Here is a 13,724-nt window from a genome sequence, read left to right as displayed (position 1 = left end):
AATGACTTAAGCCGACGACTTTATCAATAGCTTTTATTATGTGAATGCTATGTTAATGGGTTGCCACCTGTTTTTACAAGCTGCACGCTAGGTTCTTGAGCGCTTTTTTTGTGACGAACTGTTACTAAAGAGTGACAAGGGCAGATTAATTGTCATCGATGATTTCTATTTACAGGTTAAGCCCGCATAATATGAATAAATTGCAGTATTAAAGGTATATGGCGTGCGTTTAGACAAATTTATTTGTGAGAGTACCGAGCTTACTCGCTCAACCGCAAAAAAAGCGTTGCACAGAAGTGATGTAACTTGTGACGGTGTTATCGTAAAAGACCCCGGCTTTAAGGTAACTGATAAAACTGTAGTACGCCTTGAAGGGCGGATTATCAGTGTTGTTGGTGAGCGGTATATTATGCTGCATAAACCTATCGATACCATTTGCTCAACCATTGATGAAGTGTATCCATCAGTGCTGAGTTTGCTGAACGTCGAAAAAGTCGATAATTTGCATATTGCTGGTCGATTAGATGCAGATACTACAGGGTTAGTGCTGATTACCAGTGATGGTCAATGGTCACATAGAATCACATCGCCTAAAAAAGATTGCGCAAAGCGTTATTTGGTGGAGCTTGCGGAGCCGGTTGAGCAAGCATTGATTGCTGAATTTGCTGCGGGTATTGCACTTCGTAATGAAGAGGGGTTAACAAAACCCGCTATACTTGACATCGTTAACCCTTGTTTGGTCAGATTAACTATTAGTGAAGGCAAGTATCATCAAGTTAAGCGTATGTTCGCTGCGGTTGGAAATCGTGTGGTCAACTTACATCGTGAAAGCATTGGTGGAATTGAATTAGATGCCGATTTAGCATTAGGTGAATGGCGATTTTTAACGGATGAAGAAATAAATTCTATTGATTAAGCAGTTGCTTAAGTCGAGAGTATGATTCTGCTAAACTTGTGGGTAAAATTTGAACTGCGTGTTTATTTTTTGTTAATAAAGACTGGTATTATATAAAAATACAATCAATAATTTGATGTCGTTAGCGATTTTGTACTTTATTTTTGAAATGTGAGCCAAAATAGTTGTTAATACAACTAAACCAGTGTTTGACATAGAGTGATGACCGCAAAATATGTCACAACACCTCGATGACTTAGGAGTTTACTTATGAAATATCCAATTTTACTTGCAGCACTATTTTTTGCTGGTTCAGCAGTTGCTGTTGACTGTGTTGAATGTCACGAAGAGATCCCAGTGGCACAACACGTTGAAGACGGTGCAACTTTAGCTATGTGTGCTGATTGTCACGCTATTGGTGATGCACATGAAATCGATATGGAGATGCACACTCCAGAGCTAACCATTACTGAGTGTACTGATTGTCACCAAATGGAAAAGTAATTCCTTTATAGGACTTTTCACTGCTAAGTCAGTAATTAAAAGCCTTCATCTGTGAAGGCTTTTTTGTGCCTGCAATTTTATTGGCGCCAAAATACTTGCTTGTTTGTATTCCAACATCCTGTATTAATGGCAACTTTAGGCTTATCAATGCCGATGTTTACGCGTCACTTACATAATTTCCTGCCAGCAGCTTTGTTTATCTCTATGTTTCACAGAACTAAATGTTGCGATTAATTAGTCAGTTATTTGCTAGCAAGCTCAATCGTGCCGCTGATGGTGTTGATATTAATCCGACCATGACCCGCTTGAGTGGCAAACGTCAAGGATGCACCAGGAGAATACTTAGGCTTTAGGGGTTTGTCTTGGGTTAAATTATTGCGTATTTTTCCGCCTGGACCACCATCAATGTTGAACTGTGCATCTGGCATGGTCATAAAGGTTATTGCTAAGTTACCACTAATTGATTCTAAGGTCGCGTCTTTTAGCGAGTGAGCAACCATTAGTTCTGTGTCACCACTGATTGCTGTTAATTTTAATTCTTCGATTGTCATTAGCTCAGCTTTAATCTCGCCAGATACTTGCTCTATGCTAACTTGACTATATTGGCCTGCTTGAATGTCAATATCACCACTGACCATGCGCAAGGTGCTTTGCCCTTCACTTTGTTGATCATCAATATCGCCCGATACGCTTTCAAACGTTAGCTTACCCGATAGATTCTTACTGGTGATGTCACCCGAAACCGTGTTGGCTTGAATGTCGCCTGAAAGATGATTAAGGCTGAGATTGCCACTAACTTGTGCGATTTTTATCTCCCCCGTAAAGTTGGCAATACTGACATCCGTCGATACGCCCTCATTGTCTAACATGATTTTGGCGGGTAAATAGATTGTAAGGTTAGAGCCTTGTTTATTGTTGCCATTATAATTACGGGGCATTTTGTCTTCGATGACAAAGTGATTGCCTTGTTGTTCAAGAGTTAAACCTTGAGATAAATCATCTAAGTTGCCTTCAACTTTAATACTAGCTTGATCCCATGCAATGAACTGTAATTGACCTCGTTGAACTTTGACTTTTACCGATGGGTTTTCTGTCACACTTAACTGCTGATTAACCGCATCACCCGCTAAAGCTGATAAGCTAAGTGTGGCCGTTGAGCTCAATATGACAAAATGGATTACTGATTTTAGTGACGATTTCATGTTAATTCCTTATATTCACATTTATGTGGTTAGGTGATGTTTGATGACCTAGTTATATGTGTTGATTGAGTAATGGCTGATCTTGCGCCTGATAAATTGGCAGCAAAGGCAGTTGCTTTATGAGTGCTAATTCTTGCTTTAAAATCCAAATCCAAAGTTGCCAAATCTGTTGATTGTTTGGCTCTTTTAATAGTATTTGCTGGGTTGAGTCTGCTGCTTGTCTAAGATCAAATAGACTTTTTTCAATTTTCGATTGCTGCTGTTCCGTAGTCATAGTTTCAATGGCCTGTTGATAGTTTACGGTCGCAAACCCTTGCGTTTGTTGCGAGGTGATTAAGGCGTCAATTTGGGCTTGATGATTAGCAGCAATTTGTTGAATTAACGCATTAAGTGGCGCGATATCTTGCGCGTAACTTTTAATATCATCTTCTTGAATGAAGGCATCATTAGCCATGTTTGTTCTATCGTTAACCTTGGCGAGTTGACGGTCATCATGGTTGAAATAAAACCATTGCTGTAAACCTATCAGGCTGACAAGCATCAGACTTGCGGCAATGGCAACCGTGCGCCATTTAGACGAGGTTGTTGTTCTATTTTCACCTTGCTGAGGCGTGAGTTGCTTTTCTATACCTAGCCACAAATCGTTTTCGGGTTTTATTTCTTTTGGTAAATCATTCACTAATGCGTCGAGATTGATATTTTGTTGATGAGACTGCTTCATTTCATCATCTCCTGTAATAATTGCTTAGCTCGGTGATATTGGGCCTTACTGGTGCCGACAGCGATATTTAATAACTTTGCAATTTCATCATGTTGGTAACCTTCTATTGCGCAAAGAACAAATACGATTCGAGTGCGTTGCGGCAAGCGAGCGAGTAACTTATCAAGTTGATGGCATTCCTGTGCAGGCATGATTAACGCTTGATGATTTTCGTCAACATCTTGGTGGGGAATAAATCGTTGCCAAAATGTTTGTTGCGCTTTCATGTCATTAATGGCTTGTCGTACACAAAGCCGATGCAACCAAGTGGTAAATAAGCTTTCACCTTTAAACAGCGGCAACTTTTGCCATAAACGCACAAAACAGTTTTGGGTAATTTCTTCCGCTTGACTGACGCTATGACAAAGACGCAAGCAAATGGCATACACCCGACAATGATGACGCTGATAAAGCGCTTTAAATGCTTGCTGATCACCTTGACTAGCTAATGCCACCAACTCATTATCGTTAGCCAGTTGAGACTGAAAATGATCGATTGTCGAATGCGGCATTTGGTTTTGCTCGGTCACAATACTTCCTGTTTAACGTGAAATGAGTAGATAACTAATAGTTTGACAGTAGCAAGTACATAAAAGGTTTACTTTTATATTTAAAAAATTAACATTTGGTGTTTTTAGTCAGTATTAAGCTATTAATTTTAATGAGTTCAGTTGTTATTTTTTTATTGACTTTTATCCATTAAGTTAGCAGTAATGACATATAGCAACTATACATATTGAAGAAGATAAAAAAGAAGGGCATTAAAATGCTGATCCGCTCAAAGCTCATGTTAAGTGCTGCAGTTTCTATTTTGGCACTATTATCCATGTTTGGATTGCAACGATACTCCGCGAGTGTTTTTGAAAAACTTTCCCATGCCAGTAATAATGTTGTTGAAGTTGAAAAAGAAATATTACAGCTACGCAGAGAAGAAAAGGATTTTTTAACTCGACTCGATTTGAGTTACATCGACAAACACAAACAGAATTTTGCTGATTTAAATGTGCTGTTTCAAGCATTAGGTAGCTTACTCGAAGAAAGAAATATTTCGACTCAAGCGCTTAATCGTTTACGTGCCAGCATTGATCTGTATGGCAAAACCTTTGCTGAGATCGTGGTGTTACAGAAAGAAATTGGCTTAACGCCCAAATCAGGTCTTTACGGCACCTTGCGTGATGCAGTGCATAGTGTAGAGCAATTACTTTCATCCAATAGTGATAGCACATTAACCATTATCATGTTGCAATTACGTCGTAATGAAAAAGACTTTATGCTGCGCCGTGATACAAAGTATGTAGATACTTTTCAAGACAATATTAATCTATTCAAACAATCGTTAACTAATTCAAATTTAGCTTATAACATTAAAACTGAACTCTTAAATAACATCGAGCGTTACCAAAATGATTTCCTCAGACTGGTCAGTAAAGAGCGCGAATTTGGCTTGTCTGTCAATGATGGGAAAATGCTTGAACTTCGAGATGTTATTCATCAAACCGAGCAAGATGTTAAGGCATTGCATGAGCAAACTTTTGCCGAAATTGCTCAGGCAGAGCAAAATGCGATTTATCTTGGTGTGGCGGTGTCGCTGATTATCACTGCTTTTTTGATTGCTATTACCTTCATAATTATACGAAGCATTATTGTACCGGTTGAAAGAATTACTCAGGTGATTTCCAGAATAGAGCAAACTAAAAATTTGTCATTACGCTGTGATGAATCTGGAGATGATGAGCTATCCCGTATTGCTGTGCATTTCAACAGTATGGTTCAAGCGTTTCATCACTTGATTGAGCAAGTTAATGAGGCGGTAGAGGCGATGAATCACTCATGTCATGAGTTATCAAAAAATGCATCTACGGCTTCTGAAGGTGTGTTACGGCAGTTAAATGAAACGGACATGGTGGCGACAGCAATCACACAAATGGGCTCAACCATTGATGAAATAGCTAAAAATACTGAGCTTGCTGCATTAAAAGCCAGTCAAACCCATGACAATGCTCAAAGTGGTCAAGTGGGTGTGGAGCAAACGATTGCTAAAATTGAGCAGCTAGCAAGCCAGTTAAATGATTCCTCGCAAGTGATCACGCAACTGGAAGCCGATAGTATCACTATTGGTCGGGTACTTGATGTGATCCGTGGTATTGCTGAGCAAACTAACTTACTCGCGCTTAATGCGGCAATCGAGGCTGCAAGGGCTGGCGAGCAAGGAAGAGGCTTTGCGGTTGTTGCTGATGAAGTAAGAAGTTTAGCGATGCGAACTCAAGAATCTACTGAGGAAATATCTAGTATTATCAATACACTACAGTCAAGAACTCATTCTATTGTGCAATTAATGGATACTTGTCAGCGTCAAGGGGGGGAAAGTGCTGAGCAAGCTGCAACAGCAGGCACCTTGTTAAGTCAGATCAACAATGATGTGATCAATATTATGGACATGAGTACACAAATAGCTGCAGCGATTGAAGAGCAAAGTATGGTTGCTGCTGAGGTCGGTAAAAATATTGTTGTGATTCGTGATATTGCTGATGAAACGGCACAAGCATCTGAAGAAAATGCGGCGTCATCTGAAGAGTTAAGTATTCGTGCGGCAGCACTGCATGAAGCGGTGAGTGTGTTCAAAGTGTAATGAAAACGAAAACGCCTAATGATGATTGTTAGGCGTTTTTTGTCATTTAACCCATATCGCTTAAAGGGAGAGTTTTAGGGTTATTTTGGTAAAACTGTCGCAACCCCATTTGGAGTGCCTACAAGTAGTACATCAGCCCCTCGGTTAGCAAAAAGGCCATTAGTGACAACACCTACAATCGCATTGATTTTAGTTTCCATTACTTTGGGATCTAATATTTGCATGTTATGCACATCTAAAATCACATTACCATTATCAGTAATAACACCTTGACGGTATTCAGGATCGCCTCCTAATTTAACAAGTTCACGTGCAACGTATGAACGCGCCATTGGGATAACTTCAACCGGCAGTGGGAACTGGCCTAAAATAGAAACTTGCTTAGTATTATCAACAATACAAATGAACTTTTTGGCCACTGCTGCGACAATTTTTTCACGCGTTAATGCTGCGCCGCCACCTTTGATCATATCCATGCGATCATTAATTTCATCTGCACCATCAACATAAACCGCAATTTCATCAACATTGTTTAGGTCAAATACTTCAATACCAAGCTGCTTTAATTTAGCCGTTGAAGCTTCAGAACTTGATACCGCACCTTTGATGTCATCCTTGATTGTGGCAAGGGCATCAATGAAGTGGTTAACCGTTGAACCCGTACCCACTCCAACTATGGTATCTCGTTCAACGTATTTCAGCGCTGCCCATCCTGCGGCTTTTTTCATTTCATCTTGAGTCATATCAACATCCTGTGGTGGCAATAAAATAAATTGCCTTAGTATAGCTCAGGCTAAGCCTGAGCAGATACGTTAACTGGGGATTTTATTTACTTGCAAGTCACATAATTCGTTATAAAACCGACTAAAATTGCAATGGGTATGTATTTAGTGTGCAAAGGAAGCGCCATCGACAATAAGCCTAAACTTAATACCTAAGTATTGATTTAATTGCCAAGCTATAAATATTATGTCGTATAATTACTGTTAACATTCAATTTTTTCTTTTTATTATGAAATTTATCCAATTCGTCCTTGTGGCTTGTGTGACCTTGCTGGCTACATCTCAAACGGTTATAGCCGCGGCCAAATCAACACCGGCAAACCATCAAGAGTTAGCCGCAGGCAGTGCAATGTTGGTCGACCTGAAAACCAATGAAGTTTTATATGCCAGTAACATTAACCAAAGTGTGCCGATTGCTTCTGTCACAAAGCTAATGACGGCCATGGTGGTGTTAGATGCCAAACTACCAATGAATGAAAAAATCACAGTTAAAATTGATGACTCGCCGATTATGAATAATGTGCATTCTCGTGTTCGGATAGGAAGCGAAGTTAGTCGTGAAACCATGATGCTAATGACGTTAATGTCATCGGAAAACCGCGCAGCTACCTCTTTGGCACATCATTATCCGGGTGGTTTTAAAGCTTTTGTCAAAGCGATGAACGCCAAAGCGAAAGCGCTAGGCATGAGCCATACCTATTTTGCAGAGCCAACAGGCTTATCAGTGGAGAATGTATCGAGCGCCAAAGATTTAGTCACCTTATTAAAAGCCAGTCAAGATTATCCATTGCTTGGCAAGCTTAGCTCGCAAGAGAAAAAGCATGTTATTTTTAGTAAACCACGTTACAAGCTAGATTTTCACAACACCAATAAACTGGTGTTTAAAGATAATTGGAACATTGCACTTTCTAAAACCGGTTATACCAGTAAAGCGGGGCATTGCTTAGTGATGTTGACCGAAATGGATAAACGTAAAGTGGCATTTGTGGTATTGGATGCTTTTGGTAAATATACCCACATGGCAGATGCAAATCGTCTTAAAAAGTGGCTTGAAACCGGCAAGGTTTCACCTATTCCAGCCTCGGCTAAAACGTATAAAAAACAAAAAGAACTAGCCAATGTAAACAGTGATAGCTAAAGCGATGGCATAATGCCTTAACGCTGCTGGCTTATAATAATGAGATATTGAATGTTAAACATGGATTTTAGTCAGCGCGTGGTGATCAACACTCATGAGCTTAAATGGGATAAAAGTCCTGCCCCTGGTGTTTGGCGCAAGCGTCTTGCAAGGCAAGACGCCGAGTGTGGCCATGCTACCAGTATTGTTAAATATGATGCAGGAGCCAAGTTTGCCAGCCATCCACACCCTAAAGGTGAAGAGATACTGGTATTAGACGGGGTATTTTCAGATGAAACTGGCGACTACCCCAAAGGGAGCTATATTCGTAATCCAGAAGGTTTTAGCCATGCACCCTTTAGTGTCGAAGGATGCACATTATTAGTTAAGCTGCATCAGTTTCAACAAACCGATACTGAACAAGTTTTAATTGATACACAAAATAATCAATGGCAACAAGGTTATGGCGCACTACAGGTGATGCCTCTTCATCAACACCTCACTGAGTCTACCGCGTTAGTTTATTGGCCTGCGGGGACTCAATTTCAACCCCATAGGCATTTTGGCGGCGAAGAGATTTATGTTATTAGCGGTGAGTTTATTGATGAGTTAGGCCGCTATCCTGCTGGCACTTGGATCCGTAGTCCGCATTTAAGCGCACACAATCCCTATGTTGAACAAAACACCTTAATTTGGGTAAAAGTGGGTCATTTGTAATATTAATGGTTTGATAAATTAGATGTTGGCGATATATTAGTGTTTACTCAGTAAGCCACAGAGCAAACTATGGATGGAACATAAGCAATGGACGCTTTTATTTTACATCTGATCATCGTCATTGTTAGCGCTGTGATGGTCATCACCTTCAGTATTTTTTATGTTATTGGCCATAAACAACGCTGCTTGCTGGATTGGACAATTGCTGGTGGGCTGTTTTTGGTTAGTAGCACCATAGGGTTGCTATCTTATTATGTCACCTTGCCTTATTGGTTGGGACCTGCTGCGGCAAATGGTTTGTACGTTCTTGCTCATTTAGGTTTGCTGGTTGGCTTAAGGCGGCATTTTCAATTAGCGCCCCAATGGATACCGGTTATTTATATCGCTGTATTAGTGTTTTTTATTCATTATATTCCTGGGCTGCTTGAAACGTTAACTCACCGCTTATTGTATATCTACCCACTTTTAATGCTGATCAGTATTTCTACGGTTATCACAGTATTGCGAAATACCAAACAACAAACTCTTCTGCTAACTTATTATCCATTGATGCTGGCTGAACTGATTTTTTTTGGCCAACAACTTGTTCGTTTTGTGTTTGTGGCGTTTGACCAAACCTTTCCACTCACTGAACTAGGCAGTCAATTGTTACTAGAGTCCGGTACGCTGGCCGTTATCGTTTTTCTTACGCTAATGACTTTAGCTTGTTGTTTAATTGTTTCTCGTCAGCAACAGGCACATTTACATCAAGCAACGCAAGTCGATAAGTTAACGGGATTATTAACAAAACCTTCGTTAGTTTTACAGGCTAGCCAATGCTTTAATCCTGATAGTCAGCAGCAAAAGTTAAGTTTTCTTTTAGTTGAAGTGGCTGATATTGAAAGGGTGAACCAAGATTTTGGCTCGAATGTAACAGATGATGTTATTAAACATGTTGCCGATATCGTGCAGCATATAGCCAATGTTCAACATGAGGTCTTTAGACTGAATGAGCGCAAATTTGTAGTGTTATCGACACATTTTGATCTGGCGCAATTACAAGGTTTAACTCAGCGGATTCATCTTAAAGTGGCCTGTTGTCGTTTAAACACTTTGCCTAAAGAGATATCGGTTGCGGTGAATATTGGTTTTGCGCTTCAAACTAAGGATGACCATAGCTGGCAGACGATTTTGCAAAGGGCTGGTGCAGAACTAAAGAATCCGACTTTGCAAGTAAAACCTCAACAGCAACAAGGGTCCAAATTACATAATATTATGTCATTTGGCTTACATTCATAATTTACAATCTGTTTTAGCAAAAGTTAAACTGCTTTACTTACCCATAAGTGGAGTTGATTGTTTAAGGATGGCTCGTGCTTTATCTCACGCTATGAGTCACACATCAGGTTATGCACATGACCCGATTGCCAAATTATCCGTGTTGACGCCTTAAGTTATTTTCACCACCTATGTAAGCCGATCAATAAGCCCTAAGGTAAATCAAATATTAATGCGGTGACTTGTTGATCACTAACATTGTTAAGTGTTATCGATTGAACTTCACTAATATGTGCGCCATCGCCAGCATTTAACTTGTGGTGGTTTATCGACAATTCCCCTTGAACTTGATGAACATAGGTATGTCGGCTTGGGCTGACTTCAATGGTGAGCTGTGATTGCGCAGCTAAAATAAGCTGTGACAAGGTTGCATCTTGTTTTAATCGTAAGCTGCCCTCTTTGCCATCAGCAGAGGCGATTGTGGTTAACCCCAGTGCTTGACCAAAGTGCTTTTGTTGATATTCAGGTTTAGTGCCTATTACATTGGGTTGGATCCAAATTTGTAAAAATTTGAGGTCATCAGTTTTAGACGCATTGAATTCACTATGGCTAATCCCAGTTCCTGCGGACATTAATTGAAACTCACCAGCAGGTAACACGGCAACATTACCTTCGCTGTCTTTATGGGCAATTGCGCCTTCAAGCACATAGCTGATGATTTCCATGTTTTTGTGACCATGAGGGGTAAATCCAGCACCTGGCGAGACTTTATCATCATTAATGACTCTAAGTGCAGATATTCCCATGTGCGCAGCATCGTAATAGCTACCGAATGAAAAACTATGCTTGCTATCTAACCAGCCAAAGTTTGCATGGCCTCGCTCATGTGCGTGACGTAAAGTGATCATCCGTTTGCTCTCCGTGTATCAAAGTATGCTGACTGTTGACTTAATTGGCTTACTATATCTTAGGATTAATCGATAAAATATTGGAAAATTTAACCCTAAACATACAATAAAATTGAACGGTTGGTTAAATAGTGTGCACCGGTAACTTGGGCTCATTTTGGATGACGGTTTTTCATTTGACCAAGGTGAAATCTGGCTTTAGGGTAGGCTTTTATTTTTTGAGTGGATTTAATACCCATGAGCAATATTGCTGACTTTATCGACAAGCTTGAACATCAAGCCGACAGCCTTATGTTTGAAGACTTTTTAGCATTAATTGATAGCCATTATGACTTCAGCGTAACGGGGTTTACCAATGGATCACAGCGCAACAGTGCGGGTGAAAACTCAGGCTCGTGTAAGGTATTTGCTTTTGGCCTGTTACAACAACTTACTCAGCAGCAAACTTTGGCTCTATTTGGCCAACATTACCGAGATGTGCTGGCTAACCCACAAGCAAATGATCATCAAAATATTCGTCAGTTTGTTCAACATGGCTGGGATGGGATTCAGTTTGAACAAGAACCAGCTAAAGTATTAGCGAGTAAAGCTGAGTGCTAAAAAATAAACAAGGAGGGCATTAGCCCTCCTGTTGTTTTGTCTGCTAATCTAGCTTGGTTTCGGCTATTAACTGGCGTTGCACATGTTCAGGCACTATGTCATAACGGCTAAATGTCATAGCAAATTGGCCATCGCCACCTGTCATTGATTTCAGCCGAGTTGAATAATCATCAACTGTGGCTAATGGTGCCTCTACTGCGACAGAAACCTTGTTGTTATCTGTTGCTTGTGTGCCGCAAATAATGCCGCGATTTGCACTGATATCGCCCGTAATATCACCTACATGCTCTTGCGCTACACTCACTTGCATTTCCACAATCGGCTCGAGGATCACTGCTGAAGCTTGTTCAACAGCATCTAAAAATGCTTTTTTGCCCGCCATCACAAAGGCAATTTCTTTAGAGTCAACACTGTGATGTTTGCCATCAAGTAAGGTGACTTTAATGTCTTGCATCGGATAGCCTGCCAGTGCGCCGCTAATCATGGCTTCTTTAACTCCTTTTTCAACGGCTGGAATATACTGACTGGGAACTGAGCCGCCCACCACTTTGCTGACAAACTCAAAACCTGTACCTCTTGGTAAAGGCTCGATAGTGATTTCAACTTCACCAAATTGACCTGAGCCGCCAGATTGTTTTTTATGACGATAACGCGCTGTGGCTGCTTTGGTAATGGTTTCGCGGTAAGCCACTGCAGGCACTTGGGTTTCTAAATCAACCTTAAACATGTTGTGGGCTTTTTCGAGAGCGATTTGAAGGTGCAAATCACCTTGTCCTTGCAGCACGGTTTGTCCTTCAGCTTCATTTTTGGCGATATGTAAGCTGGGATCTTCAGCGACTAATTTATTGAGTACTTCAGCAATTTTTTGCTCATCACCGCGACGTTTTGCCGAAATGGCTAAACCAAAGATAGGTTGAGGAAAGCTTAACTCAGGTAAGCTAAATTCATCTTCGTCGTGACTGTCATGTAATACTGCACCGACGGTGAGCTCATCGACTTTAGACACGGCGCAAATATCACCGGGGATTGCGCAGGTTACCGCAATTTGTTGATCGCCTTGTAATTTAAATAAACTGCTGACTTTAACAGGTTTACGGTTATCGCCAACAAATAGCTTCATGCCTAAGGTGATGGTACCTTGATGAACACGAAATACTCCCATTCGGCCAAGGAACGGATCGATAGAAACCCTAAATACATGAGCGAGTACGTGATCAGTTGCTGACTGGGTCACATCGACAGGAAGGGCGTTTTCACCAGAACCTTTGATGAATTGTGGTGGATTAGCTTCAAGTGGATTAGGACACAGCTTAATAATAAGCTCCAATAAAGCCGCGATACCGACTTCATTTTCTGCACTGGTAAAGCAAACTGGAACTAAGTGGCCCATTCGCAGTGCGGTTTCTAACGGTTCGTGTAATTGCTCAGGACTTAGCGATTCACCTTGCTCAAGGTAAAGCGACATTAATTCATCGTCTTCTTCTAATACGGTATCAACTAGCTCATCTCTTGCTGCACTAATATCGTGAAATAATGCACTGCCTTGCAATTGAGGTTCAGGGTGAAGGTAGCAATCAATTACATCATCAAGTGCTGCGTTAGGTAAGTTGACTGGTAAACAGCGGTGGCCAAATTTAGTTTGAATATCTTGCAGTAACGCAGGGAGTCGCTGCGCATTTTCATCAATATGGTTGATAGCAATTAATACCACTTTACCTTGTGCTCTGGCTGCATCAAATGCCCGTTGAGTAATAGTTTCAATACCAGCGGCAGCGTTTATGACTAATAAAACGGTTTCAACGCCGGGAAGCGGTAATAAGGCGCGGCCAAAAAAGTCTGGTAAACCTGGGGTATCGATAAAGTTAATGTGATGATTGTCGATGTCAAGATTAAGAAAAGAAGGTTCTAGGCTATGGCGATGGTCTTTTTCTTGGGCAGTGAAATCAGCATGATTTGTGCCCTTATCGACCCTGCCTTTTTGGGGGATAGCCTTACCTTGAAACAGTAATGCCTCTAGCAATGAAGACTTACCCGAGCCAGTGTGCCCTAGCACTGCTAAATTCCTTATCTGTTCGGTGGTGAACTCAGCCATGATGGCCTCCTTTGTTTTATGTTTTAAGATGCATAGCAGCACTTCGATAGGGTGACACGGCAAACAACATCGACTTTGCTGCATATGGTGAAGCGAAAAATGATTGGCTTTCTTATGACCAGTATAGGCTTGTCAATTTGATGTTCTTTTGATCAAGATCACGATTTAAATCAGCAATATATTCAAAAAACTGCACAAGAGTTTTGCTTTCGTTTGGCGGTATTTGTGAGGATGTTAAGCGCTTAATTTACAGTGCTTTT

General features: G+C 40.7%; 13 protein-coding genes. 7 read left to right on the top strand and 6 right to left on the bottom strand.

Going from position 1 to position 13,724, the window contains the following annotated elements; genetic code table 11:
• The first annotated feature begins 223 nt into the window (after positions 1–223).
• Together rsuA and HBH39_RS13795 are read left to right on the top strand one after the other, a co-directional pair.
• Entirely contained in the window at positions 224–916 is a 693-nt protein-coding gene (rsuA, locus tag HBH39_RS13800) for a 16S rRNA pseudouridine(516) synthase RsuA (protein ID WP_167679212.1), read from the top strand.
• Positions 917–1,165: 249 nt separating this feature from the next.
• Positions 1,166–1,399 carry a cytochrome c3 family protein gene (locus HBH39_RS13795; RefSeq protein WP_167679210.1) on the top strand — a complete coding sequence of 78 codons (234 nt, stop codon included), beginning with the start codon at positions 1,166–1,168 and terminating at the stop codon, positions 1,397–1,399.
• A 242-nt stretch (positions 1,400–1,641) separates the two neighbouring features.
• Here HBH39_RS13795 and HBH39_RS13790 read toward each other — a convergent pair whose 3' ends face one another.
• From HBH39_RS13790 to HBH39_RS13780, 3 genes are read right to left on the bottom strand one after another with little or no spacing between them, the layout of a single operon-like run.
• Positions 1,642–2,601: a DUF4097 family beta strand repeat-containing protein gene (locus HBH39_RS13790; protein ID WP_167679208.1), complete on the bottom strand. Its 960-nt coding sequence runs from the start codon at positions 2,599–2,601 to the stop codon at positions 1,642–1,644.
• Between the two features lie 52 nt (positions 2,602–2,653).
• On the bottom strand, positions 2,654–3,322 hold the full coding sequence (locus tag HBH39_RS13785) for a hypothetical protein (protein WP_167679206.1): 669 nt from the start codon (positions 3,320–3,322) through the stop codon (positions 2,654–2,656).
• Entirely contained in the window at positions 3,319–3,873 is a 555-nt protein-coding gene (locus tag HBH39_RS13780) for an RNA polymerase sigma factor (RefSeq protein WP_167680084.1), read from the bottom strand. The genes HBH39_RS13785 and HBH39_RS13780 overlap by 4 nt, the downstream gene beginning before the upstream one ends.
• A gap of 254 nt (positions 3,874–4,127) precedes the next feature.
• Here HBH39_RS13780 and HBH39_RS13775 point away from each other — a divergent pair, with 254 nt between their 5' ends.
• Entirely contained in the window at positions 4,128–5,990 is a 1,863-nt protein-coding gene (locus HBH39_RS13775) for a methyl-accepting chemotaxis protein (RefSeq protein WP_167679204.1), read from the top strand.
• Between the two features lie 80 nt (positions 5,991–6,070).
• On the opposite strand, the gene rpiA is transcribed toward HBH39_RS13775, so the two are convergent.
• On the bottom strand, positions 6,071–6,733 hold the full coding sequence (gene rpiA / locus HBH39_RS13770; RefSeq protein WP_167679202.1) for a ribose-5-phosphate isomerase RpiA: 663 nt from the start codon (positions 6,731–6,733) through the stop codon (positions 6,071–6,073).
• A 269-nt stretch (positions 6,734–7,002) separates the two neighbouring features.
• On the opposite strand from rpiA, the gene pbpG reads away from it, so the two are divergent.
• The 3 genes from pbpG (at position 7,003) to HBH39_RS13755 (ending at position 9,885) form a co-directional block, all read left to right on the top strand.
• Positions 7,003–7,911: a D-alanyl-D-alanine endopeptidase gene (gene pbpG, locus HBH39_RS13765; protein ID WP_167679200.1), complete on the top strand. Its 909-nt coding sequence runs from the start codon at positions 7,003–7,005 to the stop codon at positions 7,909–7,911.
• Positions 7,912–7,962: 51 nt separating this feature from the next.
• Positions 7,963–8,607, top strand: a complete 645-nt coding sequence (locus HBH39_RS13760) for a cupin domain-containing protein (protein ID WP_167679198.1) — start codon at positions 7,963–7,965, stop codon at positions 8,605–8,607.
• 87 nt (positions 8,608–8,694) lie between these two features.
• Positions 8,695–9,885 (top strand): GGDEF domain-containing protein, encoded by a 1,191-nt coding sequence (locus HBH39_RS13755; protein WP_167679196.1) that lies wholly within the window; start codon positions 8,695–8,697, stop codon positions 9,883–9,885.
• Positions 9,886–10,076: 191 nt separating this feature from the next.
• Here the strand turns inward: HBH39_RS13755 and HBH39_RS13750 are convergent, their stop codons facing one another.
• Positions 10,077–10,772, bottom strand: coding sequence for a pirin family protein (locus HBH39_RS13750; protein WP_167679194.1), 696 nt, complete (start codon positions 10,770–10,772; stop codon positions 10,077–10,079).
• A 237-nt stretch (positions 10,773–11,009) separates the two neighbouring features.
• Here HBH39_RS13750 and HBH39_RS13745 point away from each other — a divergent pair, with 237 nt between their 5' ends.
• Complete coding sequence (locus tag HBH39_RS13745; RefSeq protein WP_167679192.1) at positions 11,010–11,372, top strand: HopJ type III effector protein; 363 nt, start codon at positions 11,010–11,012, stop codon at positions 11,370–11,372.
• A gap of 43 nt (positions 11,373–11,415) precedes the next feature.
• On the opposite strand, the gene fusA is transcribed toward HBH39_RS13745, so the two are convergent.
• Complete coding sequence (gene fusA / locus HBH39_RS13740; protein ID WP_167679190.1) at positions 11,416–13,464, bottom strand: elongation factor G; 2,049 nt, start codon at positions 13,462–13,464, stop codon at positions 11,416–11,418.
• Positions 13,465–13,724 lie beyond the last annotated feature (260 nt).

The sequence above is a fragment of the Shewanella aestuarii genome, from assembly GCF_011765625.1.
Classification (GTDB): domain Bacteria; phylum Pseudomonadota; class Gammaproteobacteria; order Enterobacterales; family Shewanellaceae; genus Shewanella; species Shewanella aestuarii_A.
This window is presented reverse-complemented; position numbering and strand designations above follow the sequence as displayed.

Bases quoted from the DNA above. Each gene is read 5' to 3' on its own strand.
- HBH39_RS13760 (WP_167679198.1), top strand. From the start codon at position 7,963: ATGTTAAACATGGATTTTAGTCAGCGCGTGGTGATCAACACTCATGAG.
- pbpG (WP_167679200.1), top strand. From the start codon at position 7,003: ATGAAATTTATCCAATTCGTCCTTGTGGCTTGTGTGACCTTGCTGGCT.
- HBH39_RS13785 (WP_167679206.1), bottom strand. From the start codon at position 3,322: ATGAAGCAGTCTCATCAACAAAATATCAATCTCGACGCATTAGTGAAT.
- HBH39_RS13755 (WP_167679196.1), top strand. From the start codon at position 8,695: ATGGACGCTTTTATTTTACATCTGATCATCGTCATTGTTAGCGCTGTG.
- HBH39_RS13795 (WP_167679210.1), top strand. From the start codon at position 1,166: ATGAAATATCCAATTTTACTTGCAGCACTATTTTTTGCTGGTTCAGCA.
- HBH39_RS13775 (WP_167679204.1), top strand. From the start codon at position 4,128: ATGCTGATCCGCTCAAAGCTCATGTTAAGTGCTGCAGTTTCTATTTTG.
- rpiA (WP_167679202.1), bottom strand. From the start codon at position 6,733: ATGACTCAAGATGAAATGAAAAAAGCCGCAGGATGGGCAGCGCTGAAA.
- HBH39_RS13790 (WP_167679208.1), bottom strand. From the start codon at position 2,601: ATGAAATCGTCACTAAAATCAGTAATCCATTTTGTCATATTGAGCTCA.
- HBH39_RS13780 (WP_167680084.1), bottom strand. From the start codon at position 3,873: ATGCCGCATTCGACAATCGATCATTTTCAGTCTCAACTGGCTAACGAT.
- HBH39_RS13745 (WP_167679192.1), top strand. From the start codon at position 11,010: ATGAGCAATATTGCTGACTTTATCGACAAGCTTGAACATCAAGCCGAC.
- HBH39_RS13750 (WP_167679194.1), bottom strand. From the start codon at position 10,772: ATGATCACTTTACGTCACGCACATGAGCGAGGCCATGCAAACTTTGGC.
- fusA (WP_167679190.1), bottom strand. From the start codon at position 13,464: ATGGCTGAGTTCACCACCGAACAGATAAGGAATTTAGCAGTGCTAGGG.